This window comes from Neoroseomonas marina (assembly GCF_012927745.1).
GTDB lineage: Bacteria > Pseudomonadota > Alphaproteobacteria > Acetobacterales > Acetobacteraceae > Neoroseomonas > Neoroseomonas marina.
On sequence record NZ_JABBKX010000012.1, the window covers coordinates 17,810 to 42,284 of the forward strand.

The window sequence follows — 24,475 nt, forward strand, 5'->3', positions numbered from 1 at the left end:
GAGTGGGTCGGGACCCTTGCCGCCGCCGCGTTGGGCTGCGTCATCGTGGCCGAAGCGTTCGGCACCAACATTCTCCCGCCGTCGCATACCGGATGGATGCTCTCGGGCCGGATCGGGCCCGATCCTGTGCAATACTGGCTCGGCTGGACGGCCTTTGCCCGGGACCACTGGCGTTGGCCGCCCGGCGCCAATCCGGGCTGGGGCCTGGAGCTCGCGTCCTCCGTATTCTACGCCGACGCCATCCCGATCCTTGCCTTCCTGTTCAAGCTCCTCCGGCCGGTGGTCGAGATGCCGCAGTATTGGGGGCTGTGGATCTACGCCTGCGGGGCGCTGCAGGCGGTCCTGGCCTGGAAGCTGATGGGGCTGGCGACCTCGTCCCCGCTCGCGCGCCTGTCCGTGGCGGGGCTGTTGGTGCTGCAGCCGGCCTTGCTCGGGCGGCTCGGGGGGCATTTCGCCCTGGGCGGACAGTTCCTCCTGCTGGCAGGCCTGTGGCTCTGCGTCACGCCGGGCGGCGGATGGCGCCGCATGGCGGCCTGGGCGGGGCTCGTCGGGGCGACCTGCCTCGTGCAGGCCTATCTGGTTCCGATGGTGCTGGCATTGTGGGCGGCCGATTGGCTGGCCCGCGCGACCGATCCCCTGCGCCGCACCGGTCTGGCGGTGCTGGAGGCCGGAGCCGTCCCTGCCGCCGGCGTGCTGGCGCTGTGGGCGGCCGGCTTCTTCCTGCTCGATGCCGGCTTCGGCGGGACCTGGGGTGGCTACGGGCAGATGCAGCTCGACCTTCTCGCGCCGCTGGACGGCGGCGATTGGAGCCTGTTCCTCCCCGATACCGTGACCGCCGACCACCTCGATGCCGGGAGCTCCTATCTCGGCCTCGGGGCCATTCTGGTGATCGGTGCCGGCCTGCTCGCCTGGCTGCTCGGTCCGCGCGGCCGCTTGCGGCGACGTTGGCCCCTGGTGGCGGCGCTGCTGGGCTTGCTGGTCTTGGCTGTATCGCATCGGGTGATGGTCGGCGGGCAGCACGTCGCGACGCTGCCGCTGCCTGCCTGGATCGTGGGCCATGCCGACGCCCTGCGCGCGTCCGAGCGTTTCGTCTGGCCGCTGTTCTATGCGGCGATCCTCGGCGCGGCCGCCGCGCTGGTGCGTCGGATCGGCGGGAGGGCCGCGGGTGTGGCGCTATGCGCGGCCGTCCTGGTGCAGGCGGCGGATCTGAGGCCGGGCTTCGCGCGGCTCCAGCACTTCTTCATCCCCCAGCCGGCGCAGCTTCCGCTGCGGCTCGCCGACCCCTTCTGGCAGCAGGCGGCCCGGCACTATGCCCGGGTGCGCGTCGTGCCGACCGGGATGCAAGCGCCGAACTGGGAGGAAGTGGCCGTCTACGCCATGACGCTGAGGCTCCAGACCGATGCCGTCTATCTTGCCAGGCTAGATCCGGAGGCGGTCGATGCGGTGAACGCCGCGGTCGGGCAACGCCTCGAGAGCGGCGACCATGAACCCCGCACCTTCTATGTCCTCGGCGACGAGACCGCGCTGGCGCGGGCCCGGGCGGGCATGGATCCGGCGCGCGACCTGCTCGACCGCTTCGACGGGCGCTGGGTGCTCGCGCCGGGATGGCGGGAGCAGGTCGGAGGCGGATGATCCTGTAGGGCCGAGGGCGGTCGCCGTCGGCCCTCAGTCGAGGACGATGTCCGCGGCGCGGTACCCTTGCGCGAAGAGCAGCCCGCGCAGGTCGCCGTGGTCGATCCGCACCCGCGCCGCCGCCGCGACCACCGGCTTGGCGCGGAACGCCACGCCGAGCCCCGCCGCCTGGATCATGTCGAGGTCGTTCGCCCCGTCGCCGACGGCGACGGTCGCGTCGAGCCCGATGCCCTCCTCGGCCGCCAGTCGTTTGAGCGTCGCGAGTTTCGCGTTGCGCCCGAGGATCGGGTCAGCGACATGGCCGGTGAGGCGCCCATCGGCCTCGAGGAGCATGTTCGAGTGATGTTCGTGGAAGCCCACCAGCGCGGCGACGCGGCCGGTGAAGAAGGTGAAGCCGCCGGAGACGAGCGCGCAGCGCGCGCCGTTCGCGCGCATGGTCGCGACCAGCTCGCGCGCGCCGGGCATCAGTTCGGTCTCTTCCCAGGTCCGCTGCAGCGCCTCGACGCCCAGGCCCTTCAGCATGCCGACGCGTTCGCGCAGCGCGCCCTCGAAGTCGAGCTCCCCGTTCATCGCCCGCTTCGTGATGGCGGCGATGCGGTCCTTGATGCCGGCCTGGCCGGCAAGCTCGTCCAGAGTCTCGGTCGTGACGATGGTGCTGTCCATGTCGGCGATCAGCAGGCGCTTGCGCCGGCCGGCCGATCCCTGGGCGATGATGTCGACCGCCTGGCCCTCGAGTGCCGCGCGCCCGGCGGCGTCGGCCTGCTGGGGCGCAAGGCCCGCGAAGGGCAGGTCCGCCGCTTCGTCGGGCGAAAGCCAGTCCGGCGTGCCGGTGGTGGCGCCGATCGCCGCGAGCGCATCGCGCGCGGCGTGCAGCGTCGCGGGGGAAAGGCCGCCGCGCGGGGCGACGAGGGTCAGAACATGGTCCATCGGCGCCGGGGTATGCCCGCGCGATGACGGCGGATCAACCACGGGCGCTGCTGGTCGCCGGCCCGACCGCGAGCGGCAAGTCCGCCCTGACCCTGGCGATCGCCGCGCGGTTCGGCGGGACGGTCATCAACGCCGACAGCATGCAGGTCTACCGGGAGCTGCGGATCATCACGGCGCGGCCGACGCCGGAGGAGGAGGCGCGGGTGCCGCACCGGCTCTATGGCGTGCGCCCGGCCGCGGAGGCGGCGAGCGTCGCCTGGTGGCGGGCGACGGCGCTGGCGGAGATGGAGGCCGCCCGGTCGGCCGGACGCCTGCCGATCCTGTGCGGCGGGACGGGGATGTATTTCGCCAGCCTGACCCAGGGCCTGTCCGACATCCCGCCCATTCCGGACGAGGCGCGGGAGGAGGCGCGGCGGCTGTTGGCCGAGGAGGGGCCGGCGGCGCTGCATGCGCGGCTGGCGGCGGTGGATCCGGGGACGGCGGCGCGGCTGCGTCCGTCCGACAGTCAGCGCATCGCCCGGGCCTTCGAGGTCTGGCGTGGGACGGGCAGGGGCCTCGCCGCCTGGCAGGCCGGGGGCGGGACGGGCCCGGCGCCCTGGCGCTTCGCCGCCATCCTGATCGATCCGCCGCGTGACGCGCTGCGCGCGGCGATCGCGGCACGGTGGGAGGCGATGATCGCCGGCGGGGCGATCGAGGAGGTCCGGGCGCTGGTGGCGCAAGGGCTGGACCCGGCCCTGCCGGCGATGCGCGCCCATGGGGTGCCCGAACTCGCCGCGCATCTGGCCGGGACGATGACGCTGACCGAGGCATCGCGGCGGGCGATCCTCAACACGGGGCAATACACCAAGCGCCAGGCGACCTGGTTCCGGCATCACGCGCTGGCCGATCTGTCGAGGCTGCATACGATCCATGCGCGCATCGCGGGTGACGCGCAATTTTCGGAAAGATTCAACGCCGACGTCTTCTCTTTTGTTGATCGCTGCGTTGACGCAGCGCAGCGAGGGGTCTAAGGAGCGCCCCTCGCTCGCCGGACCCCGGCGGGCGGGTCCCGCATTTTCAGGAGAGAGAGACCCGATGTCCGCCGCCACCAAGCCCGCCAGCACCGAAGCCGCCCTGACGATGTCGGGCGCCGAGGTCGTCCTGCGCGCGCTGAAGGACAACGGCGTCGAGGTTATCTTCGGCTATCCCGGCGGCGCGGTATTGCCGATCTACGACGCGCTGTTCCAGCAGAACGCCATCCGCCACATCCTGGTGCGCCACGAGCAGGCCGCCGTGCATGCGGCCGAGGGCTATGCGCGGTCGACCGGCAAGGTGGGCTGCGTGCTCGTCACCTCGGGCCCCGGCGCGACCAATGCCGTGACGGGCCTGGTGGACGCGCTGATGGATTCCATCCCGGTCGTGTGCCTCACCGGCCAGGTGCCGACGCACCTGATCGGCAACGACGCCTTCCAGGAAGCCGACACGACCGGCATCACCCGGCCGGCGACGAAGCACAACTACCTGGTCAAGAAGTCCGGCGACCTCGCGCGCGTGGTGCATGAGGCCTTCTACGTCGCGAAGTCCGGCCGCCCGGGCCCGGTCGTGATCGACCTGCCCAAGGACATCCTGATCAACAAGGCGCCCTACACCGAGCCGCCGATCGCCGCGCATCGGTCCTACCGCCCGCAGACGGAGCCGGACGCCGAGCAGATCCGCAAGGCGGTGCGCCTGCTGAAGGCCGCGAAGCGCCCGATCGTCTATGCCGGCGGCGGCGTCATCAATGCGGGGCCCGAGGCGTCGCGCCTGCTGACCGAATTCGTGCGCATGACGGGCTTCCCCTGCACGAACACGCTGATGGGCCTCGGCGCCTTCCCGTCCGAGGACCCGCATTTCGTCGGCATGCTCGGCATGCACGGGACCTACGAGGCGAACCTCGCCATGCATGGCTGCGACGTCATGCTGAACATCGGTGCGCGCTTCGACGATCGCGTGACGGGGCGGCTCAACGCCTTCGCGCCGAACTCGAAGAAGATCCACGCCGACATCGACCCGTCGTCGATCAACAAGAACGTCCCGGTGGACGTCGCGATCGTGGGCGATGCGGGCCGTGTGCTGGCCGCGCTGATCGAGTGCTGGAAGGCCGAGGACGCGCCGCAGGACAAGCATGTCCTGACCGCCTGGTGGCGCCAGATCGACGAATGGCGCGCCAAGGACTGCCTGCGCTACCGGCAGTCCGGCAAGATCATCAAGCCGCAGCACGCGGTGAAGCGGCTGTATGAGATCACGAAGGAACTCGGCCGCGAGACCTTCATCACCACCGAGGTCGGCCAGCATCAGATGTGGGCCGCGCAGTATTTCGGCTTCCAGAAGCCGAACCGCTGGATGACCTCGGGCGGCCTCGGGACGATGGGCTACGGCCTGCCGGCGGCGATGGGCGTGCAGATCGCACACCCGGATGCGCTGGTGATCGACATCGCCGGCGAGGCGTCGATCCTGATGAACATCCAGGAGATGGGCACGCTGGCGCAGTACCGCCTGCCGGTGAAGGTCTTCATCCTGAACAACGAGTATATGGGCATGGTCCGCCAGTGGCAGGAACTGCTGCATGGCGGGCGGTATTCGGAATCCTATTCCGCCGCGCTGCCCGACTTCGTGAAGCTCGCGGAATCCTTCCACGCCAAGGGCATCCGCGTGACCGACGCCGATGACCTCGACGCCGGCATCCGCGAGATGATCGCCTACCCCGGACCCGTCATCGCCGACATCGCGGTGGCCAAGGACGAGAACTGCTTCCCGATGATCCCCTCCGGCGCCGCGCACAACGAGATGATCCTCGGCGAGGATCAGGAGGGCGGCGTCGCCGGCGTCACCGACGAAGGCAAGGTCCTGGTCTGAGGGGCGCGGAACATGTCGGAAGCAGGAAACGCGCAGCGCGCGGCGACCATCGCCGTGCTGGTGGAAAACGAGGCGGGCGTGCTGGCCCGCGTCATCGGCCTGTTCTCGGGCCGCGGCTACAACATCGACAGCCTGACGGTGGCACCGGTGGACGAGACGGGGCGGATCAGCCGCATCACCGTCGTCACCTCGGGCACCGAGATGGTGATCGAGCAGATCAAGGCGCAGCTCGACCGCCTGGTGCCGGTGCACAAGGTGTCGGACCTGACGCTGGAAGGCCCGCACCTGGTCCGCGAGCTTGCGCTGATCAAGGTGGTGGGCCGCGGCGAGAACCGCGTCGAGGCGCTGCGCCTCGCGGACGCCTTCCGCGCCCGCGTGGTGGATGCGACGACGGAATCCTTCGTGTTCGAGATGACGGGCGCGGCGGAGAAGATCGACGCCTTCTGTGCGCTGATGCGGCCGATCGGGCTGGCGGAGGTGTCGCGCACCGGCGCGGTCGCCATCGCCCGCGGCCCGCGCGGCCTGAGCTGAGTTATTCGAGAGACCCGTAGGAAGAGAGGGAGAGCGCAGCCATGCGCGTTTACTACGACCGCGATGCGGATGTGAATCTGATCAAGGGCAAGAAGGTCGCGGTCATCGGCTTCGGCAGCCAGGGCCACGCGCATGCGATGAACATGCGCGATTCCGGCGTGAAGGACGTCGTGATCGGCCTGCGTCCGGGCGGGTCCTGGGCCAAGGCCGAAGCGGCCGGATTCAAGGTGATGTCGCCGGCCGATGCCGCGAAGTGGGCCGACGTCGTCATGGTGCTGACGCCGGACGAGCTGCAGGGCGACCTGTATCGCGACCACCTGCACGCCAACATGAAGGCGGGCGCGGCCATCGCCTTCGCCCACGGGCTCAACGTGCACTTCAACCTGATCGAGCCGCGTCCGGACATCGACGTGTTCATGATCGCGCCGAAGGGCCCCGGCCACACGGTGCGTTCGGAATACCAGAAGGGCGGCGGCGTGCCCTGCCTGGTCGCGGTGCACCAGAACCCGTCGGGCAATGCGCTCGAGATCGCGCTGTCCTACGCCTCCGCCGTCGGCGGTGGCCGCTCGGGCATCATCGAGACGACCTTCAAGGAAGAGTGCGAGACCGACCTGTTCGGCGAGCAGGCGGTGCTCTGCGGTGGCCTCGTGGAGCTCATCAAGGCGGGCTACGAGACGCTGGTCGAGGCCGGCTACGCCCCCGAGATGGCCTATTTCGAGTGCCTGCACGAGGTGAAGCTGATCGTCGACCTCATCTATGAGGGCGGCATCGCCAACATGAACTACTCGGTGTCCAACACCGCCGAGTATGGCGAGTACGTCACCGGCCCGCGCATCATCACCGCCGAGACCAAGGCGGAGATGAAGAAGGTCCTCGAGGACATCCAGACCGGCCGCTTCGCGCGCGACTGGATGCTCGAGAACAAGGTGAACCAGGCCTCCTTCAAGGCCATCCGCCGCCGCAACGCCGAGCATCCGATCGAGGAAGTCGGCGCGAAGCTGCGCGCGATGATGCCCTGGATCAGCAAGAACGCGCTGGTCGACAAGGCGAAGAACTGAGGCGCGGACAGCGCTTCTCGGAAGGGCCGGCGGGGCAACCTGCCGGCCCTTTTCCGTTCTTGTGGGGCCGGGCGGGGCGCGGCAGGCTTCGGCCATGACGACCAAGCCGCATCTCCTCGCCGCCGAGACCGACTATCCCCGCGACTTCCGCGGCTACGGGCCGAACCCGCCCGACCCGCAATGGCCGGGTGAGGCGAAGCTCGCGCTCTCCTTCGTGCTGAACTACGAGGAAGGCGGCGAGAACACGATCCTCAACGGCGATGCGGGCAGCGAGCTGTACCTGCACGAGGTGCCGGGCGGGTCGCCGATCCTCGGCGAACGCAACCGCACCGTGGAATCCCAATTCGACTACGGCGCCCGCGCGGGCGTCTGGCGCGTGCTGCGCGCCTTCGCCACGCATGGCTTCCCGCTGACGGTCTATGGCGTCGGCCGCGCGCTGGAACTGAACCCGGAGGCCGCGCGCGCCTTCACCGCGGCCGGGCATGAGGTCGCCTCCCACGCCTGGCGCTGGATCGACTACCACAAGGTCGACGAGGCGACCGAGCGCGCCGAGATCGCGCGCTGCGTCGAGACCATCGAGCGCCTGTGTGGCCAGCGCCCGGTCGGCTGGTACACGGGGCGGATCAGCCCGAACACGCGGCGGCTCGTCGCCGAATACGGCGGCTTCCTCTACGAGTCCGACGCCTATGACGACGACCTGCCGCACTACGTGACGGCGGCGGGCAAGCCGCTGCTGATCATCCCCTACACGCTCGACAACAACGACATGAAGTACGCGGTCCCGCCGGGCTTCGGGGATCCCGATGGCTGGGAACGGCACCTGACCGACGCCTTCGAGGTGTTGTTGGCCGAAGGCCGTGCCGGCGCGCCGAAGATGATGTCGGTCGGGCTGCATTGCCGCCTGGTGGGCCGCCCGGGACGGGCGGCGGCGCTGCAGCGCTTCCTCGCCCGCGTCGCGCGGGAGAAGGAAGTCTGGGTCTGCCGCCGCGCCGACATCGCGCGCCACTGGTGGGCGACGCATCCGCCGGCGGCATAGGGATTGCCGCATCGCCGGGGCCCGGATCCGCGCAGGAGAGCCATGATGACCGACCGCCGCACCGCCATTGCCCTCCATCGCCGCGCGCTGCTGGCCTTGCCGGGGCTGGCCTGGGCCGGCGGGGCGCGGGCGCAGGGCGCGCGGACCGTCGAACTCATCGTCCCCTATCCGCCGGGCGGGGGGAACGACATCGGGGCCCGCGCGCTGGCACCGCTGCTCGAACGCGAACTGGGCATGTCCGTCGTGGTGCAGAACCGGCCCGGCGCGGGCAGCCAGATCGGCATGGCGCAGGTCGCGCGCGCCCGGCCGGACGGGCTGACCATCGCCTACGGCCTCTGGCCGCAGACCATGACGCTCTACCTCGATCCCGGCCGCCAGGCGGGCTTCACGCGGGAGAGTTTCACGCCGCTCGCCCTGCATGTGACGGATCCGGGGGCGATCGTGGTGCGGACCGAAAGCCCCATCCGCAGCCTTGCGGAGATGATCGCGGCGGCGAAGGCGCGGCCGGACGATTTCCGCATGTCGGACAACGGCATCCTGGGGCATGAGCACCTGGCCTCCATCCGGCTGCAGCGGCTGGCGGGCGTGTCCTTCAACCAGGTCCATTTCAACGGGGCGGGGCCGGCGCTGACGGCGCTCCTCGGCGGGCAGACCGAGGCGGCGATCTTCGCCGTCGGCACGGCGAGCGCGCAGATGCGCCAGGGGGCAATGCGGGCGATCGCGGTGCTGTCGCCGCAGGAAAGCCCCTTCCTGCCCGGCGTGCCCACGGCGCGGTCGCAGGGCTACGACATCGTCGCGGGCTCGACGCGCGCCTTCGTCGGGCCGGCGGGGATGCCGCCCGATGTGCAGGCGCGCCTCGCCGGCGCGCTGGAACGTGCAATCAAGGCGCCCGAGCACGAGGAGCGGATGCGCCAGCTCAACATCCCGATCACCTTCCAGGGCCCCGACGGCTTCGCCGCCTACTGGGCGCAGGAGGAACGGGAGTTGCGCCCGCTGATCGAGGAGCTGGCGCGGGCGGGGCAGACGCAGTGATGCGCGCTGCCCGCGTCAGCGGCGGGTGAGGGCGGTCAGTTCAGCTTCTCGATGTTGTTGCGCTCGACGACTTCGCGCCAGCGTGCCACCTCGGTGCGGACGTGCTCGGCGAAGCGCTCGGGCGAGCCGCCTTCGGGGCGTGCGCCGAGGTCGCGCAGGCGCCGCTGCACGTCGGGGTCGGCATTCGCTTCGTTCAGGATGCGGTTGAGCCCGGCGACGACGTTCGCCGGCGTGCCGCGCGGCGCCATGTAGCCGAACCAGGGCTCGACCACGATGCCCTCGATGCCCGCCTCGGCGAAGGTCGGGACCTCGGGCAGGGCGGGGTCGCGCTCTCGCCCGGTCACCGCGATGGCGCGGATCTGGCCGGCTCGGATCGCCTGGATCTTGGTCGGCACGTTCTCGATCATGACCTGGACCTGGTTCGCGAGCAGTGCCTGCAGCGCCGGCGCGCCGCCGCGGAAGGGCACATGCACCATGCCGGTGCCGAGCCGCCCGTTCATCAGTTCCGGGATCAGGTGGTTGGAGGAGCCGAAGCCCGAGGAGCCGTAGTTGACGCGCCCCGGGTTCGCCCGCGCCCAGGCGACGAATTCCTGCAGCGTCCGGGCCGGGACCGCGGGGTTCACGGCGACCACGTTCATCACGCTGCCGCTCCAGAACACGGGCACCAGGTCGCGCTCGATGTCGTAGGGCATGCGCGCGTAGATCGCGGGGTTGATGGCGCAGTTGCCGATGGTGCAGGCGCCCAGCGTGTAGCCGTCGGGCGCGCTGCGCGCCGCGGCCTCCATCCCGATGTTGCCGTTCGCGCCGGACCGGTTCTCCACCACCCAGGGAAACGGCGCGGTGCGGCTGATCCGGTCGGCGAAGATGCGCGCCACGAGGTCGGTCGCCCCGCCCGGCGGAAAGGGCAGGATGATCCGCACCGGGCGATCCGGGGTCCAATCCTGGGCGAGGGCAGGCGAGGCGATGAGCCCCGCGACGAGCGCGAGGGCGATCCGGCGCAACATTGTTTCCTCCAGTTTTCGTTGCGGCCACCCTGCCCGCGCGGGGCGGTGGCGGCAACATCGGCGCTTGCGGCGGGTTCGTGCCGCCCGTAATCTCCCGCCTGCGATGACCCTGCGCGCAAACCCGGCTGGGCTGGACCTGGGGCTGATGGCCCCGGCTTCCGCGCGCGCGCCGCTCGGCCTCCTTCTGCTCCTTCGACTTACCCGCCCCTGGGCGTGACGCCCGGCTGAACTCGGCCGGACATCGCTCAGGGGAACCTGGGACCGAACGCGCACATCCACATCATCGCCACACAGGAAACGCCTGACATGGCCATCACCCATCCCTCCTTCGGCACCCTGGCCGACGACCGCATCATCATCTTCGACACGACCCTGCGCGACGGCGAGCAGTCGCCCGGCTTCTCGATGAACCTCGAGGAGAAGCTGCGCATGGCGGAAGCGCTGTGGGAGCTGGGCATCGACGTGATGGAGGCCGGCTTCCCCATCGCTTCCCCCGGCGACTTCGAGAGCGTGCTGTCGATCGCGCAGCATTTCGCCAAGGACGGCCCGGTGGTCTGCGGCCTGTCGCGCACCGCGCCGGCCGATATCCTGCGCGCCGCCGAGGCGGTGAAGCCCGCCGCACGCAAGCGCATCCACACCTTCGTCTCGACCAGCCCGCTCCACATGCGCGTGAAGCTGCGGCTCGAGCCCGAGCAGGTGCTGGACCTGGTCACCAGCAGCGTCTCCCTGGCGCGCCAGCACACCGACGACGTCGAATGGTCGGCCGAGGACGGCACCCGCACCGATCCGGACTTCCTCTGCCGTTGCGTCGAGGCCGCGATCAAGGCGGGTGCGACGACGATCAACATCCCCGACACGGTCGGCTACGCGCTGCCCGAGGACATGCACCGCATCTTCACCATGGTGCGCGAGCGCGTCCCCGGTGCGGACCGCGTCATCCTGTCCACGCACAACCATAACGACCTCGGCCTCGCGGTCGCGAACACGCTGGCGGCGATCCGCGCCGGCGCCCGCCAGGTGGAATCGACCATCAACGGTATCGGCGAGCGCGCGGGCAATGCGAGCCTCGAGGAGGTGGTGATGGCGCTGCGCACGCGGCATGACGCCATCGCGACGCAGAACAACATCGTCACCGAGCGGATCCTGAAGACGTCCAAGCTGCTGGCGACCATCACCAGCTTCGACGTACAGCCCAACAAGGCGATCGTCGGCCGCAACGCCTTCGCGCATGAATCGGGCATCCACCAGGACGGCGTGCTGAAGGACAAGTCGACCTACGAGATCATGACGCCCGAGAGCGTCGGCTGGTCCAACACCTCACTCGTCATGGGCAAGCATTCGGGGCGTGCCGCCTTCCGCGACAAGCTGAAGGGCATGGGCTACGAGATCGGCGACAACCAGCTGAACGATGCCTTCCGCCGCTTCAAGGACCTCGCGGACCGCAAGAAGGTCGTCTACGACGAGGACATCGCCGCGCTGGTCGATGACGAGATCGTCCGCGGCAATGACCGCATCAAGCTGACGGCGCTGACGGTCGCGACGGGCATGGCGACGAAGCCGACCGCCTCCATCACGCTCGAGGTCGACGGCGTTGCGCATGACGGCGTGGCCGCCGGCGACGGCGCGGTGGACGCGACCTTCAACGCGCTGCGCAACGCCTTCCCGCACGATGTGAACCTGAAGCTCTATGCCGTGCAGTCGGTCACCGGCGGCACCGACGCCCAGGCGCGCGTGACCGTGCGGCTCGAGGAAGGGGGCAAGCTCGTGGACGGGCAGGGGGCGGACACGGACACCATCGTCGCCTCCGCCCGCGCCTATGTGCACGCGCTGAACAAGCTGCTGGTGAAGCGCGAGCGGACCGAGCCGCCGGCTGTCCTGCGGGCATGACCGGCCTGGGCCGCCGCATCCTGCCGGCGGCCCTCCCTTGCGTACCGGGCGGCTGAACTATCCGCCTGGCCCGATGACGGCACCGGGCTGCGCCATCCGGGCGGGCTAGGGACGGGCGAAGGGAGCCCGTCCCGCCCTACCCGTGACGGAATCGCCCCGCGGGATCGGGGTCAGCGATAATAGCCCTGGTTCTGCGGGGCGGTGACCGCGCCACCCACGGCGCCCACGGCGCCACCGATCAGCGCACCGGCACCGGCATTGCCCGACAGGGAGCCGATCGCCGCGCCGCCGCCCGCGCCCAGAAGGCCGCCCGTCAGGGCGCGTTCGCCCGGCGTATTGCCGCAGGCCGCCAGGGCCAGGCCGGCAGAGGCGAGGATCGCGAGGGTCATCCGTTTCATTACCGATCTCCCATGAGGCTTCTGCCCGGAGAACGCAGGCACCCCGCTCCTGGTTTCATGCATTCGGCGCATCAGGAAACCGGCTTGAGAGTCCTCGCCCGGGGGGGTAAACGCCCCCGTCCTCTCTCGCCCCATCACGCGCCACGGCGGCCCTGGCCCCGGCGCGGGCTGCGCGGCCCCCGTCGGAAGGTCCGGTACGCATGTTCTCTCGCCTGTTCGGCTTCCTGTCCGCCGACATGGCCATCGATCTCGGCACCGCGAACACCCTGGTCTACGTGAAGGGCCGCGGGATCGTCCTGAACGAACCGAGCGTCGTCGCCATCTCCGACCTGCGCGGGCGCAAGCAGGTGTTGGCGGTGGGCGAGGAGGCCAAGCTGATGCTGGGCCGCACCCCGGGCAACATCGCCGCCATCCGCCCCCTCCGCGACGGCGTCATCGCCGACTTCGAGGTCGCGGAGGAGATGATCAAGCACTTCATCCGCAAGGTGCACAACCGGCGGTCCTTCGCCTCCCCCATGATCATCGTCTGCGTGCCCTCCGGCTCCACCGCCGTCGAGCGCCGCGCGATCCAGGAAAGCGCCGAATCCGCCGGCGCCCGCCGCGTGCTGCTGATCGAGGAGCCGATGGCCGCCGCGATCGGCGCCGGCCTGCCGGTGACCGAGCCCTCCGGGTCGATGATCGTCGATATCGGTGGCGGCACGACCGAGGTGGCGGTGATCTCCCTCGGCGGCATCGTCTATGCGCGGTCGGTCCGCGTCGGCGGCGACAAGCTGGACGAGGCGATCATTTCCTACATCCGCCGTCAGTTTAACCTGCTGATCGGTGAATCCACGGCCGAGCGCATCAAGCTCGAGATCGGCGCCGCCGCCTCGCCGGAGGATGGCGAGGAAGGCCCGCTCGCCGAGGTGAAGGGCCGGGACCTGATGAACGGCGTGCCGCGGGAGGTCGTGGTCAGCCAGCGTCAGGTCGCGGAATCCCTCTATGAGCCGGTCTCCCAGATCGTGGAGGCGGTGAAGGTCGCCCTCGAGAACACGCCGCCCGAACTCGCCGCGGACATCGTGGACAAGGGCATCGTGCTGACCGGCGGCGGGGCACTGCTCAACCGGCTGGACCAGGTGCTGCGGGATGCGACCGGACTGCCCGTCGTGGTGGCAGAGGATGCCCTGTCCTGCGTCGCCCTCGGCACCGGCCGGGCGCTCGAGGACATCAAGCGGCTTCGCCATGTCCTGAGTTCGATGTATTGATTCTGCCCCGGTCGGCGGACTGCGCCGTCCGGGTAACAGGGCTCGCAGGGGGACCTTGGGCGCGTGATCCGGCTGAGCATTCCGCTCCGTCAGGCGCTGGCGCGGCTGTCGCTGCCGCTGATGATCGCGGCTGCGTTCGGCGTGATGCTGCTCGGCAAGGCCGATGCCCTGCTCGCCGAACGGCTGCGCAGCCACCTGGCCGACGCCCTGTCCCCGATCTATGCCGCGCTGGCCGAGCCGATGAGCGCGGTGCGCGCCGCCGTCGAGGAAGTCCAGGCGCTGGCGCAGCTGCGCGAGGAGAACGCCGCGCTGCGCGAGGAGAATGACCGGCTCCGCCGCTGGCATTCGGCGGCCCTGGCTCTCGAATCCGAGAACGAGATGCTGCGCCGGCAGTTGAACTTCCTGCCGGAGGCGGCGCCTGCCTTCGTGACCGCGCGGGTCGTGGCCGACGGCGGCGGGACCTATGCGCGGGCCGTGCTGCTCGCCACCGGACCGCAGCATGCCATCCGCAAGGGCCAGGTCGCGCTGGACGATCGGGGCTTCGTGGGCCGGGTCACCGAGGTCGGCAGCCGCTCGGCCCGCGTGCTGCTGGCGACCGACATGAACAGCCGCATCCCCGTCACCCTGGAATCGAGCCGGGCCCGCGCGCTGATGGTCGGCAGCAACGCCGCCCGGCCGCGCCTGTCCCAATGGCCGGAAGGCGTGATGCCGGTGGATGGCGAGCGCGTGGTGACCAGCGCCGAGGCCGGCGCCTTCCCCGCCGGCCTGCCGGTCGGCGTGGTGCGCCTGTCGGATCACGGGGCACCCGAGGTCGAACTCTTCGCCCGGCTGGATCGGCTCGATGCCGTCCGCCTCTTTGACTACGGGCTGCGCGGGATCCTGCCGCCCGAGGCCGTCGCCCGGCCGGAACCGCGTCAGGGCCGTCGCTGACGGGTGCAGGCGATGGCCAGTCCCCCCTTTCGTCGGCCTGAGGGTCGGCCGGCGCCGGCCCCGGGGCTGCTGCGCCGGATCGACGCCTTTGCGCGGCTCGCCTTTCCGGGCGTGTCGACGGCGGTGCTGATGGTGCTGGCGGCGGCGCCGGTCAGCCTGCCTTCACCCGTGCTGGCGGCCGCCCTTCCCTGCGTGGCGTTCTGGACCGTGTTCCGGCCCGCCGCCATGTCCCCGCCGGTGACCTTCGCGCTCGGCCTGCTGCTGGATCTGCTGACCATGGCGCCGCTCGGCGCCGGGGTGCTGGTGCTGCTGGCCTTGCATGGCGTGGCGCTGCGGCTGCGGCGATTCCTCGCGCGGCAATCCTTCCTCGCGGTCTGGCTCGCCTTCTGCGCAGCGGCGGCGGGCGGCGCGGTGCTCTACTGGGCGCTGCAGGCGCTGCTGGCGCTCAGCCTGCCGCCCATTGCCCCGGCGATGCACGGGGCCCTTCTGGCGGCCGGGCTCTACCCGCTGATCGCCCTGGTGCTGACCCGCATCCACGAGGCGATGCGCATCGCGGAGAACACGCCATGAGCTGGCGTCCCTGGGGCGGCCAAGGTGCGCTGGGCGGCCAGCGCGGCGTGCGGAAGGAGGAAGAGCGCCGCCGCGGCATCTTCACCCGCCGCGCCGCCGTGTTGGGGGCGATCCAGCTCGGCGCCTTCGGCTTCCTCGGCAGCCGTCTGTACCGGCTCCAGATCGAGGAGGGCGCGCGCTACGCGACCCTCGCCGAGGAGAACCGCGTCAGCGCCCGGCTGTTCGCCCCGCCGCGCGGCCGTGTCCTCGATCGGAACGGGCGGGTCGTCGCCGGCAACCGGCTGAACTGGCGGGCCCTGCTGGTGGCCGAGCAGACCGCCGACGTCGCGGCCACCCTGCAGACCTTCTCCTCCATCGTGCCGCTGGCCGACCACGAGAAGGCGCGCATCGAGCGTGAGGTCCGCCGCAACCGGCGCTTCGTGCCGGTGATCATCCGCGAGTTCCTCTCCTGGGAGGACATGGCGCGGATCGAGGTGAACGCCCCCGACCTGCCGGGCGTCACGGTCGACATGGGCACGACCCGCATCTACCCCGAGACCGAGCACCTGGCCCATGTCGTGGGCTATGTCGCGGCGCCGGCCGAGGCGGATGCCGGGGAGGACCCGCTGCTGCAGCTGCCCGGCATCCGCGTCGGCCGCGCGGGGGTGGAGCGCCACCACGACCGGGTCCTGCGGGGGCGGGCGGGTGCCGTGCAGGTTGAGGTCAACGCCGTCGGCCGGGTCATCCGCGAGCTCGACCGCCGCGAGGGCATTCCCGGCCAGGACGTGCAGATCAGCGTCGATTCCGAGCTGCAGAAGGCGATCCGCGCCAAGATCGAGGAAGGCACCTCGGCCGTGCTGCTGGATGCGCGGAACGGGGAAGTGCTGGCCATGGCGACCAAGCCTTCCTTCGACCCCAACATCTTCAATGCGGGCGTCTCGGCGGCCCAGTGGCGGCAATGGACCGCGAGCCGCTCGACGCCCCTGATCAACAAGGCGACCAACGGGCTCTACGCGCCGGGGTCGACCTTCAAGATGATCGTGGGCCTCGCCGCGCTGGAAGCAAAGGTCTGCCGGCCGGGCGACATCGTGAGCTGCCCGGGGCATCTGGACTACGGCGACACCCGCTTCCATTGCCACCTGCGCAGCGGCCATGGCGGGATGAACCTGCGCAGCGCCATCATGGCGTCCTGCGACGTCTACTTCTACGAAATGGCGCGCCGCGTCGGCATGGACCGCATCGCTGCCATGGCCAACCGTTTCGGCCTGGGTGTGGATCTCGAGATCGAACTGCCGGGCACGCGGCGCGGGCTGGTGCCGACGCGCGGCTGGCGCCAGGCCCAGGGCAAGCCCTGGTCGATCGGCGATACCATCGTCCACGGGATCGGGCAGGGCTTCTACCAGATCACGCCGCTGGCGCTGGCGGTGATGACGGCGCGGCTGGCCACCGGCCGCGCGGTGCAGCCGCACCTGACCCGGGCGATCGGCGGGCGGCCGGTGCGCGGCGCCCGACCGGAGGATTGGCCGAGCCTCGGCATCGCGGATGCCGACATCCGCCTGATCCGCGAGGCGATGTGGGGCGTGGTCAATGGGGGCGGCACTGCCGGCGTCGCCCGCCTGCCGGGACAGTACGGGCAGATGGCGGGCAAGACCGGCACCACCCAGGTCCGCCGCGTGACGCGCGAACAGCGCGAACGGGGCTTCAACGTCTCCCAGGTGCCGCGGGAATGGCGGCCGCACGCGCTGTTCGTCTGCTACGCGCCGCACGACAACCCCCTCTATGCGCTGTCGGTGATCGTCGAACACGGGTCGAGCGGATCGGGGGCCGCGGCGCCTCTGGCGCGCGACATCATGGTCGAGGCCTTCCAGCGGCTCGGGTCCCAACGGCCCGGGCAGCGCGTGGCGGAGGCCGGGCGATGATCTTCGAACGCCGTCTGCTGACCCGCGACCGCGGGGCCGGGATCCTGGAGAAGTTGTGGCAGATCCCGTGGTCCTTCGTGCTGCTGCTCGGCGGCGTGGCGGCGATCGGCTATGTCGCGCTGCTGTCGGCCGGCAGCGGCAACGCGGACCTCTATGCGCAGAAGCATGCGATCCGCTTCGGCTTCGGCGTCGTCGTGATGCTCGGCCTGGCGCTGGTCGACATCCGGCTGATCGCCCGCTTCGCCTCGCTGGGCTACCTGGGCGGCATCGTGCTGCTGGTGCTGGTGCTCATGCACGGCAACGTGGGCAAGGGCGCGCAGCGCTGGATCGACATCGGCCCGGTGCAGCTGCAGCCCTCCGAGCTGATGAAGATCATGCTCGTCGTGGCGCTGGCGGCCTGGTTCCATCGGGCGTCGTGGGAGCGGATCGGCAACCCGTTGTTCCTCGTTCCGGCGGCGATCGCCGTGTTGCTGCCGGTGGGGCTGATCCTCAAGCAGCCGAACCTCGGCACGGCGCTGATCACGGGCATGGTCGGCGCGGCGGTGTTCTGGGCGGCGGGCGTGCGGTGGTGGAAGTTCGCCCTCGTCGGCGCGGCCGGCGCGGTGGCGGCGCCGATCGCCTATGAACGCCTGCACGACTACCAGCGCGCGCGGATCACGACCTTCCTGGACCCCGAGAGCGACCCGCTCGGCGCCGGGTACAACATCATCCAGTCCAAGATCGCGCTGGGGTCGGGCGGGCTGTGGGGGAAGGGGTTCCTGCAGGGCACCCAGGGCCACCTCAACTTCCTGCCCGAGAAGCAGACCGACTTCATCTTCACCATGATCGCCGAGGAGTTCGGCCTGGTCGGCGCCCTGACGACCCTCGGGATGCTGATGCTGGTGGTGGCCTTCTGTTACGTCGTTGCCTTCCGCAGCAAGCACCAGTTCGGCCGGCTGGTCGCGATCGGGCTGGGGACGAACTACTTCCTCTACATCTTCGTGAACGTGGCGATGGTGACCGGGTCGATCCCGGTGGGCGGCGTGCCGTTGCCGCTGATCAGCCATGGCGGCTCGGCGATGCTGACCGTGATGGTCGGCTTCGGGCTGTTGTTGTCGGCCTACGTCCATCGCGACGCCGAGATGGGACCCATGCGGGAATGATCCTCCGAGGGTGCTGAAAGGGGCTGGACAAAGCCGGGGCGGACGTTAAGAAGCGCGTCCTCGGCACCGGTGCTGGCACCGGTTCCCGGCGGGCGCATAGCTCAGTTGGTAGAGCAGCTGACTCTTAATCAGCGGGTCCAAGGTTCGAATCCTTGTGCGCCCACCACTCTTTCCGCCGGTTCCCGACAATCAGCCGCAAGTACCCATCTGCCGCCCCGCAGGGGCGCGGATCCGGCGCGAGCGTCAGGCACCCGGCGCATGCCGCGCGCCCAATCCGGGAAATCGGCGAGGCCGAAGCCGCTGCCGCTGACAGGGCCACCGTCGCCCGGTGAGGCGCCGGCGCGTCAGGCCCCCCGCTTGGCGATGGACGGGCAGGGAGCGCGTCGAGAAGGCGATCGTCGAGGAGGCGACCGGGGAGGGGTCGTCGTCGGGCCTCGGCCTCGCGGCCGGGTCCACGGTCCCGGCCCGCGCCTTGCTCCATGGGTTTCCTGTAGCATGGATACGCCCCCGGGTCGTCGGTCGTCCCCGACGGTCCCGCGGCACATTGCCCTTGGACCTGCGACGTGGGAGACAGGTTGCGGGTGTCGGGTGATGTCGCCGGGCAGGTCTTGTGTTGGTCGGGCCGCCAGCACGGAGAACCTGCGACCATGCCGATGATCCGACCTGTCCTCCATCCCATGTGCCGTGGTCCGGCCCCTGTCGCCGAGGGGCTTGCGCATGGTTGACCGGTTGGGGGCCATGGCGCGGCGGCCGGTATCGCTGCTGCGGGGATTCCTCGAAAGCGGGGCCGCTGGCGGCTTGCTGCTCATGGGGGCGGCCGCGCTGGCCCTGATCATCGCCAATTCGCCGCTCGCGGCCACCTATCGCGGGGTCCTCGGCACCTATCTCGGGCCGATGAATGTGGCCCACTGGATCAATGACGGGCTGATGGCGGTGTTCTTCCTGCTCGTCGGGCTCGAGATCAAGCGCGAGGTCCTGGATGGCCAGCTCGCCTCCTGGTCCAACCGCGCGCTGCCGGGCTTCGCGGCCGCCGGCGGCATGCTGGTGCCAGCGCTCATCTTCGTCGGGTTCAACGCCGGTTCGGCGGACACGCTGCGCGGCTGGGCGATCCCGACCGCGACCGACATCGCCTTCGCGCTCGGCGTGCTGTCGCTGCTCGGCCCGCGCGTGCCGGCGGCGCTCAAGGTGTTCCTGGCCGCCCTCGCGATCCTCGACGACCTTGGCGCCGTCGTCGTCATCGCCCTGTTCTACACGGGTGAGATCTCGCTGACCTACCTGGTCCTCGCGGCCGGGACTTTCGGCGTGATCATCGTCATGAACCGGTTGCGGGTGCCGGCACTCTGGCCCTTCCTGCTGGTGGGCCTGGTGCTGTGGTTCTTCGTCCTGCGATCGGGCGTCCACGCGACGATCGCGGGCGTGTTGCTGGCGCTCGCGATCCCTCTGCGGCCCGCGCCCGGCCGGCCGGACGATCTGTCGCAGTCGCTGCTGCACCAGCTCGAGCACGCGCTGCACAGGCCCGTCGCCTTCCTGGTGGTGCCGGTCTTCGGCTTCGCGAATGCCGGGGTGTCGCTCGCCGGCATCGGGTGGCAGGCGCTGAGCGAACCGCTGACCCTAGGCGTCGCGGTCGGGCTGCTGGTGGGCAAGCTGGCCGGTGTCCTGGGGGCCGCGGCGATCGCGATCCGCCTCGGCCTCGCCGTGTTGCCGTTCCGCGCCACCTGGACGCACCTGTTCGGCGTTGCGCTGCTCTGCGGCATCGGCTTCACGATGAGCCTGTTCATCGGCTTGCTCGCCTTCGAAGGCGCGCCCGACCTGCAGGAGAGGATGAAGATCGGCATCCTCGGCGGATCGCTTCTGGCGGGGCTGCTCGGCTACGCCGTGCTGCGGCTGGCGCCGCCGCCCACCGAGGTGCGCCGGGACTGACCGGCGCCCCGTCGTTCCGGGCGGGCCCTGGCGGGCCCGCCCGGCGGTGGTTCAGCCGGCCGCCTTCTGCACCGCGGGGATGACCCAGGACCCGTCGAGGATCGACGGGTCGGCTTCCCGCGGCCAGTAGAGCCGCATCATCAGGATGAACTTGCCCGAGGGTGCGGGCAGCCAGTTCGCCTCCCGATCCGCGCCGGGCGACGCGTTCTGGATGAGGATGTCCACCGATCCGTCCGCGTTGCGCTTGAGATCCTGCCGCGCGCTGATCGAGTACCGGTTGAGCGGGTTGGCGACGAAGAAGTAGTTCGCATCGTACATCGTGATGGACCAGAAGCCCTCCGCCGGCGGCAGCTGTCCGGGCGGGAAGCGGACCACGTAGCGGTTGGCGCCGGAATACTCGTCCCCGTTCGCGTCCTTCAGCGAGGTCGGATAGATCGCATCCTGCGGCCGGTTCGCACCGAGCCCGATGGCGGTGATCAGCGCGCGCATCAGGTAGTCCGTGCCGTAGATGCCGGTGCGCGTCGTGTAGGCCCAGCCGTTGATGTCCTTGACGGCCGGATTGATCTTGAACTGCAGCATGATGCGGTCGAAGCCGACCTGCGGGATGCGGCTGGCGAAGTCGGCGCGCAGCCTGGAGGCATCGAAGTCCTGGCCGGGCACGAGCCCGATGCGGGCGAAGCGGGCCAGCGCCGGCGCGTCTGCGGACACCGGCGGATTTCGCTTCATCAGCTGGGCCAGCAGCGTGAAATACTGGACGGCCGACATGGCGTTCACCTGGTCGCGCACCGCGGTGCGCATGTCGACCGAGGTATCCACCGTGGCTGCGGGCGGCGTGTAGGGACGGCCGTAGGAGCTCAGCGGCACTACCGAGATCTGGTCCTGCAGCGCATGCACCTCGGCATAGTCCTGCGGCGTCCCGGTGCAGTAGATGCGGCCGAGCAGCCAGACGATGCTGGTGCGGGATTTGTACTCCGTGACGCCGGGCGGCAGCGTGCCGGTCCAGCCGGGACCGGTGATGGCATAGGTCTGCGCGCCGGTGCCCGTGGTGCGCTTGCCGGGCACCTGGAACACCGTCGTCCAGCCATCGAGCATCGGGAACAGCGCGTAACGGCCCTTCATATCGGGAAGGCTGACGATCCAGGGCTCGTTGCCGACATCGAGCCACGTCGTCGTGTAGAGCGTGTCGGCATTGGGCGCCGTCACGTCGCGGAAGGTCGCATCCGGATAGGACCGCGCCTTGATGATCTGGCCCATCGGCGCGTGTAGACCACCGGCCGTGGCGACATTGGTCATGACGCGCCGCGTCATCTCCATCGTCACGAGCGGGTAGCCGAAGATGTAGGCGTCCGTCGCGATCCAGAAGTCCTCGACGCCTTCGAACAGGCGGAGGCCTTCGGCGAGCGCTCCGGTGGGCGGCACCGCGGCGCCGGCAAGCAACCCGAGGCCGCCGAGGGTGGCGGTGCGACGTGTGACGTTCATGCGAGATTCCTTGCGGCCGGGCCGCGATGATGGGTGTGCGAAGCCTAGGGCCGCGACCGGCGGCCCGCGAGACGATTTCGCATCCGGAAATGGCGGCGGCGGCGCCCCCTATCGCTCTCCGCTCACCCGGGCAATCATCCCCGCGGAAACATCTCCAAGAAGGAATGCAAGCGCATGTCTGCCGCTGTGCCTGTTGCCGGCAACAAGTTCATCATCGTGGGCGGGGCGAGCCTGGTGGGTTCCGCAACCGCGGCCGGGCTGCTCGACGCCGGCGCGTCGGAAGTCGTGCTGTTCGACAATTTCTCCATGGGGTCGGAAGGCGCGATCGCGCATATCCGCGACAATCCGCGCCTGAAGCTGGTGCGCGGCGACGTGATGCGCCTGCCGGACCTGCTGCGCGCCATGGAAGGCTGCCACGGCGCGCTGCTGCTCGCGGCCTACATGACGCTGAACATGGATCGCGATCCCTGGGGCGGGCTCGACGTCAACATCCGCGGCGTGCAGAACGCGCTCGAGGCGGCGCGTGCCAATGGCGTGAAGAAGGTCGTCTTCGCGTCGTCGAACGCCGTCTACGGCTACGGCCCGGGCGTGAAGGGCGACCTGGTCGAGACCACGCCCTTCCATTCGGTCGGCGCCCCGCCGGCGGCCATCCTGTATGGCGCGACCAAGATCATCGGCGAGCAGCTCTGCCGCGACTACAAGCGCCGCTTCGGCCTCGACTACGTCGTGCTGCGCTACTCCACGGTCTATGGCGAGCGCCAGCACTACCGCGCGGCGAATGCGCTCTACATCATCGAGACCTGGGACAAGGTGAAGAAGGGCGAACGCCCGCAGGTCTATGGCGACGGGTCCGAGACCAAGCACTTCGTCTATGTCGGCGACCTCGCGCGCGCCAACCGCATGGCCTTCGAGGCCGATGCGACCGATGTCGCGGTCAACACCTCCGGCCCCAAGCCGGTCACCACGCTCGAACTGGTGCGCATGGTCACCAAGCTCGCGGGCAAGGACATCGAGCCGGAATTCGTCGGCGACACGCCGGGCAAGGTGCGCTTGACCTCCGGCGGGGCCTTCCGCATCGCGCATGAGGAAGCCTTCAACGCCATCGGCTGGAAGCCGGAGGTACAGATGGAGGAAGGCCTCCGCCGCCTCATGGCCTGGATCGAGAGCAACGAGGGGAGGACGACATGACGACACGCAGACGGACGCTGCTCGCCGCGGCGGGCGCCTCGCTGGCTGCGCCGGGCTTCGCGCCGGCCCTGGCGCAGACCAACCGTTGGCCGGAACGCCCGGTCGAGATCGTCGTCGGCTTCGTGGCCGGCGGCGCCACCGATCTCGACGCGCGCGCCGTGGCGCCGCTGCTCGAAAAGCGCATCGGCGGATCGGTGGTGGTGGTGAACCGCCCCGGCGCGGGGGGCGAGGTCGCGCTCGCCTCGGTCGCGCGCGCGCGGCCGGACGGGCATGTGCTCGCGACGACGAACATGCCGGGGCTGCTGACCATCCCGATCGAGCGCCAGGCGCAGTTCAAGCTCGACGACTTCGCCGGCATCGCGAACATCGTCACCGACCCGACCGCGATCACGGTGCACGAGGACAGCCCGTACCGCACGCTCGCGGACTTCATCGCCGCGGCCAAGGCGCGGCCCGAGGCACTGACCTATGCCTCGCCGGGCGTCGGCACCGACGACCACCTGCAGCTGGTGCTGCTGCAGGCGGCGACCGACACGCGCTTCACCCATGTCGTCTTCCAGGGCGATCCGCAGCTGCTGGCGGCCGTGCTCGGGCGGCAGGTGGATTCGATGGGGCTGAACCTCGGTCCCGTCTCGGCCAACCGGGACAAGCTGCGCACGCTGGCGATGGCCGGCGCGGCGCGCAGCCCCTTCCGCCCGGACGTGCCGACGCTCAAGGAACTGGGCTTCGACATCGAGATGGCCTCCGAGCGCGGCCTGGTCGCGCCGGCCGCGACGCCGCCCGCGGTGCTGGCGAAGCTGCGCGAGGCGATGGGCGAGGTGGTGCAGGACCCGGACTTCGTCCGCATCATGCGCAGCCGCTACACCGAGCCGCGCTACGAGGAAGGCAGCGCCTGGTTCACCCGCCTGCGCGGGCTGCAGGACAGCTACCGCACGCTGTGGCAGCGCACGCCCTGGAACCAGCGCTGAGCGCAAGCGGGGTACAGGTCAGGCCGGCATCCCGCCCGCATATTGCTTGACCCCGCCGGTGCGGCGGGTGAGTCCGCCGGCGATCACCTCGTTGTCGACCGAGTTCGGCGCGTCGGTGCCTGACAGTGGCGAGGAATCCGTCTCGCGGCAGATCACGCCCTTCTGGACCTTGTGGATGTCCTTCACGATGGGCGTCGTCGCGTCGCAGAGGTTGTGCGCGAGCTCGTGCAGGATGCAGTTCGCGACCAGCGTCTCGCGGTTCGTCGTCGCGTTGCCGCGCGGGTCGCCGCCCTGCACGATCTGGCGCATGTAGACCTCGGACACCACGGCCTTGTCGGCGCTGCCGAGCATCGTCGATCCCGAGGCGCCGAGCGTGATGTCGGTCGTCGCGCGGGTCGCGACGATGCTGTCCGACGGCGTGGTCAGCAGGTAGCAGACCAGGTCGCCGCCCTTCACGTCGCCCTGCTTCGAATCGCTGCGCACCGACACCGCGTTGTAGGTCGCGACGGGCTTGATGGCGTCCTCGAAGTATTTCTGCAGCGTGCTGCAGCAGGTCTTGAGGTGGTTCGCATCGAACCGCCCGCTGAGGTCGCCCGCCTTGTTCACGACGTGCACGGTCAGGGTGGTCGCCGCCATGGCGTGTCCCTCCTTCGCCTTGGGCCCGGCGCGGCAATCTGCACCCGGAACGGCACCCGAAGCGAGTGATGCGGCGCACCCCGCGACTTGAACGCAGCGGTTGAATCCCGCAGGGTCCGGC

21 protein-coding genes and 1 tRNA gene are annotated in these 24,475 nt (G+C 70.3%); 17 read left to right on the forward strand and 5 right to left on the reverse strand.

Annotation, left to right across the window (positions count from 1 at the left end; all coding sequences use genetic code 11):
• The first annotated feature begins 45 nt into the window (after positions 1-45).
• The gene (locus GWK16_RS22845; RefSeq protein ID WP_170056293.1) at positions 46-1,632 is read left to right on the forward strand and encodes a DUF6311 domain-containing protein; all 1,587 of its coding nucleotides are present in this window, start codon (positions 46-48) and stop codon (positions 1,630-1,632) included.
• 33 nt (positions 1,633-1,665) lie between these two features.
• Here the strand turns inward: GWK16_RS22845 and serB are convergent, their stop codons facing one another.
• Positions 1,666-2,559 (reverse strand): phosphoserine phosphatase SerB, encoded by an 894-nt coding sequence (gene serB / locus GWK16_RS22850; RefSeq protein ID WP_170056294.1) that lies wholly within the window; start codon positions 2,557-2,559, stop codon positions 1,666-1,668.
• A gap of 23 nt (positions 2,560-2,582) precedes the next feature.
• On the opposite strand from serB, the gene miaA reads away from it, so the two are divergent.
• The 6 genes from miaA to GWK16_RS22880 all read left to right on the forward strand — a co-directional run bounded on the left by miaA (position 2,583) and on the right by GWK16_RS22880 (position 9,090).
• Positions 2,583-3,569 carry a tRNA (adenosine(37)-N6)-dimethylallyltransferase MiaA gene (miaA, locus tag GWK16_RS22855; protein WP_170056295.1) on the forward strand — a complete coding sequence of 329 codons (987 nt, stop codon included), beginning with the start codon at positions 2,583-2,585 and terminating at the stop codon, positions 3,567-3,569.
• Positions 3,570-3,633: 64 nt separating this feature from the next.
• Positions 3,634-5,433 carry an acetolactate synthase 3 large subunit gene (locus GWK16_RS22860; protein WP_170056296.1) on the forward strand — a complete coding sequence of 600 codons (1,800 nt, stop codon included), beginning with the start codon at positions 3,634-3,636 and terminating at the stop codon, positions 5,431-5,433.
• 12 nt (positions 5,434-5,445) lie between these two features.
• Positions 5,446-5,964, forward strand: coding sequence for an acetolactate synthase small subunit (ilvN, locus tag GWK16_RS22865; RefSeq protein WP_168040029.1), 519 nt, complete (start codon positions 5,446-5,448; stop codon positions 5,962-5,964).
• Positions 5,965-6,005: 41 nt separating this feature from the next.
• The gene (gene ilvC, locus GWK16_RS22870; protein WP_170056297.1) at positions 6,006-7,022 is read left to right on the forward strand and encodes a ketol-acid reductoisomerase; all 1,017 of its coding nucleotides are present in this window, start codon (positions 6,006-6,008) and stop codon (positions 7,020-7,022) included.
• A gap of 94 nt (positions 7,023-7,116) precedes the next feature.
• Entirely contained in the window at positions 7,117-8,058 is a 942-nt protein-coding gene (gene puuE, locus GWK16_RS22875) for an allantoinase PuuE (protein ID WP_170056298.1), read from the forward strand.
• A 45-nt stretch (positions 8,059-8,103) separates the two neighbouring features.
• Entirely contained in the window at positions 8,104-9,090 is a 987-nt protein-coding gene (locus tag GWK16_RS22880; RefSeq protein WP_170056299.1) for a Bug family tripartite tricarboxylate transporter substrate binding protein, read from the forward strand.
• A gap of 35 nt (positions 9,091-9,125) precedes the next feature.
• On the opposite strand, the gene GWK16_RS22885 is transcribed toward GWK16_RS22880, so the two are convergent.
• Entirely contained in the window at positions 9,126-10,094 is a 969-nt protein-coding gene (locus GWK16_RS22885; RefSeq protein ID WP_170056300.1) for a Bug family tripartite tricarboxylate transporter substrate binding protein, read from the reverse strand.
• Between the two features lie 306 nt (positions 10,095-10,400).
• On the opposite strand from GWK16_RS22885, the gene GWK16_RS22890 reads away from it, so the two are divergent.
• A complete protein-coding gene (locus GWK16_RS22890; protein WP_170056301.1) occupies positions 10,401-11,981 on the forward strand; it encodes a 2-isopropylmalate synthase in 1,581 nt (526 codons plus the stop codon).
• A gap of 170 nt (positions 11,982-12,151) precedes the next feature.
• On the opposite strand, the gene GWK16_RS22895 is transcribed toward GWK16_RS22890, so the two are convergent.
• Entirely contained in the window at positions 12,152-12,379 is a 228-nt protein-coding gene (locus GWK16_RS22895) for a YMGG-like glycine zipper-containing protein (RefSeq protein ID WP_168040011.1), read from the reverse strand.
• A gap of 200 nt (positions 12,380-12,579) precedes the next feature.
• On the opposite strand from GWK16_RS22895, the gene GWK16_RS22900 reads away from it, so the two are divergent.
• The 7 genes from GWK16_RS22900 to nhaA all read left to right on the forward strand — a co-directional run bounded on the left by GWK16_RS22900 (position 12,580) and on the right by nhaA (position 20,083).
• Positions 12,580-13,623: a rod shape-determining protein gene (locus GWK16_RS22900; protein WP_170056302.1), complete on the forward strand. Its 1,044-nt coding sequence runs from the start codon at positions 12,580-12,582 to the stop codon at positions 13,621-13,623.
• A 63-nt stretch (positions 13,624-13,686) separates the two neighbouring features.
• Entirely contained in the window at positions 13,687-14,553 is an 867-nt protein-coding gene (gene mreC / locus GWK16_RS22905; protein WP_170056303.1) for a rod shape-determining protein MreC, read from the forward strand.
• A gap of 12 nt (positions 14,554-14,565) precedes the next feature.
• Positions 14,566-15,123: a rod shape-determining protein MreD gene (locus tag GWK16_RS22910; protein ID WP_170056304.1), complete on the forward strand. Its 558-nt coding sequence runs from the start codon at positions 14,566-14,568 to the stop codon at positions 15,121-15,123.
• The gene (mrdA, locus tag GWK16_RS22915; protein WP_170056305.1) at positions 15,120-17,021 is read left to right on the forward strand and encodes a penicillin-binding protein 2; all 1,902 of its coding nucleotides are present in this window, start codon (positions 15,120-15,122) and stop codon (positions 17,019-17,021) included. The genes GWK16_RS22910 and mrdA overlap by 4 nt, the downstream gene beginning before the upstream one ends.
• Positions 17,018-18,163, forward strand: a complete 1,146-nt coding sequence (gene rodA / locus GWK16_RS22920; RefSeq protein ID WP_170056306.1) for a rod shape-determining protein RodA — start codon at positions 17,018-17,020, stop codon at positions 18,161-18,163. Before mrdA ends, rodA begins: the two co-directional genes overlap by 4 nt.
• A gap of 90 nt (positions 18,164-18,253) precedes the next feature.
• A tRNA-Lys gene (locus GWK16_RS22925) sits at positions 18,254-18,329 on the forward strand.
• Positions 18,330-18,880: 551 nt separating this feature from the next.
• Positions 18,881-20,083, forward strand: coding sequence for a Na+/H+ antiporter NhaA (gene nhaA, locus GWK16_RS22930; RefSeq protein WP_170056307.1), 1,203 nt, complete (start codon positions 18,881-18,883; stop codon positions 20,081-20,083).
• A 51-nt stretch (positions 20,084-20,134) separates the two neighbouring features.
• Here nhaA and GWK16_RS22935 read toward each other — a convergent pair whose 3' ends face one another.
• Positions 20,135-21,562: a DUF1254 domain-containing protein gene (locus GWK16_RS22935; RefSeq protein WP_170056308.1), complete on the reverse strand. Its 1,428-nt coding sequence runs from the start codon at positions 21,560-21,562 to the stop codon at positions 20,135-20,137.
• Positions 21,563-21,736: 174 nt separating this feature from the next.
• Here GWK16_RS22935 and GWK16_RS22940 point away from each other — a divergent pair, with 174 nt between their 5' ends.
• Both GWK16_RS22940 and GWK16_RS22945 read left to right on the forward strand, forming a co-directional pair.
• Positions 21,737-22,750: an NAD-dependent epimerase/dehydratase family protein gene (locus tag GWK16_RS22940; protein ID WP_170056309.1), complete on the forward strand. Its 1,014-nt coding sequence runs from the start codon at positions 21,737-21,739 to the stop codon at positions 22,748-22,750.
• A complete protein-coding gene (locus GWK16_RS22945; RefSeq protein ID WP_170056310.1) occupies positions 22,747-23,718 on the forward strand; it encodes a tripartite tricarboxylate transporter substrate binding protein in 972 nt (323 codons plus the stop codon). The genes GWK16_RS22940 and GWK16_RS22945 overlap by 4 nt, the downstream gene beginning before the upstream one ends.
• Before the next feature lie 18 nt (positions 23,719-23,736).
• On the opposite strand, the gene GWK16_RS22950 is transcribed toward GWK16_RS22945, so the two are convergent.
• Positions 23,737-24,354, reverse strand: a complete 618-nt coding sequence (locus GWK16_RS22950; protein ID WP_170056311.1) for a hypothetical protein — start codon at positions 24,352-24,354, stop codon at positions 23,737-23,739.
• Positions 24,355-24,475: the final 121 nt, after the last annotated feature.

Coding starts and splice junctions, on each gene's coding strand:
- rodA (WP_170056306.1), top strand. CDS start 17,018: ATGATCTTCGAACGCCGTCTGCTGACCCGCGACCGCGGGGCCGGGATC.
- GWK16_RS22945 (WP_170056310.1), top strand. CDS start 22,747: ATGACGACACGCAGACGGACGCTGCTCGCCGCGGCGGGCGCCTCGCTG.
- GWK16_RS22885 (WP_170056300.1), bottom strand. CDS start 10,094: ATGTTGCGCCGGATCGCCCTCGCGCTCGTCGCGGGGCTCATCGCCTCG.
- ilvC (WP_170056297.1), top strand. CDS start 6,006: ATGCGCGTTTACTACGACCGCGATGCGGATGTGAATCTGATCAAGGGC.
- ilvN (WP_168040029.1), top strand. CDS start 5,446: ATGTCGGAAGCAGGAAACGCGCAGCGCGCGGCGACCATCGCCGTGCTG.
- nhaA (WP_170056307.1), top strand. CDS start 18,881: ATGGTTGACCGGTTGGGGGCCATGGCGCGGCGGCCGGTATCGCTGCTG.
- miaA (WP_170056295.1), top strand. CDS start 2,583: ATGACGGCGGATCAACCACGGGCGCTGCTGGTCGCCGGCCCGACCGCG.
- GWK16_RS22940 (WP_170056309.1), top strand. CDS start 21,737: ATGTCTGCCGCTGTGCCTGTTGCCGGCAACAAGTTCATCATCGTGGGC.
- GWK16_RS22895 (WP_168040011.1), bottom strand. CDS start 12,379: ATGAAACGGATGACCCTCGCGATCCTCGCCTCTGCCGGCCTGGCCCTG.
- GWK16_RS22880 (WP_170056299.1), top strand. CDS start 8,104: ATGACCGACCGCCGCACCGCCATTGCCCTCCATCGCCGCGCGCTGCTG.
- GWK16_RS22900 (WP_170056302.1), top strand. CDS start 12,580: ATGTTCTCTCGCCTGTTCGGCTTCCTGTCCGCCGACATGGCCATCGAT.
- puuE (WP_170056298.1), top strand. CDS start 7,117: ATGACGACCAAGCCGCATCTCCTCGCCGCCGAGACCGACTATCCCCGC.
- GWK16_RS22860 (WP_170056296.1), top strand. CDS start 3,634: ATGTCCGCCGCCACCAAGCCCGCCAGCACCGAAGCCGCCCTGACGATG.
- serB (WP_170056294.1), bottom strand. CDS start 2,559: ATGGACCATGTTCTGACCCTCGTCGCCCCGCGCGGCGGCCTTTCCCCC.
- GWK16_RS22890 (WP_170056301.1), top strand. CDS start 10,401: ATGGCCATCACCCATCCCTCCTTCGGCACCCTGGCCGACGACCGCATC.
- GWK16_RS22950 (WP_170056311.1), bottom strand. CDS start 24,354: ATGGCGGCGACCACCCTGACCGTGCACGTCGTGAACAAGGCGGGCGAC.
- GWK16_RS22935 (WP_170056308.1), bottom strand. CDS start 21,562: ATGAACGTCACACGTCGCACCGCCACCCTCGGCGGCCTCGGGTTGCTT.
- GWK16_RS22910 (WP_170056304.1), top strand. CDS start 14,566: ATGGCCAGTCCCCCCTTTCGTCGGCCTGAGGGTCGGCCGGCGCCGGCC.
- mrdA (WP_170056305.1), top strand. CDS start 15,120: ATGAGCTGGCGTCCCTGGGGCGGCCAAGGTGCGCTGGGCGGCCAGCGC.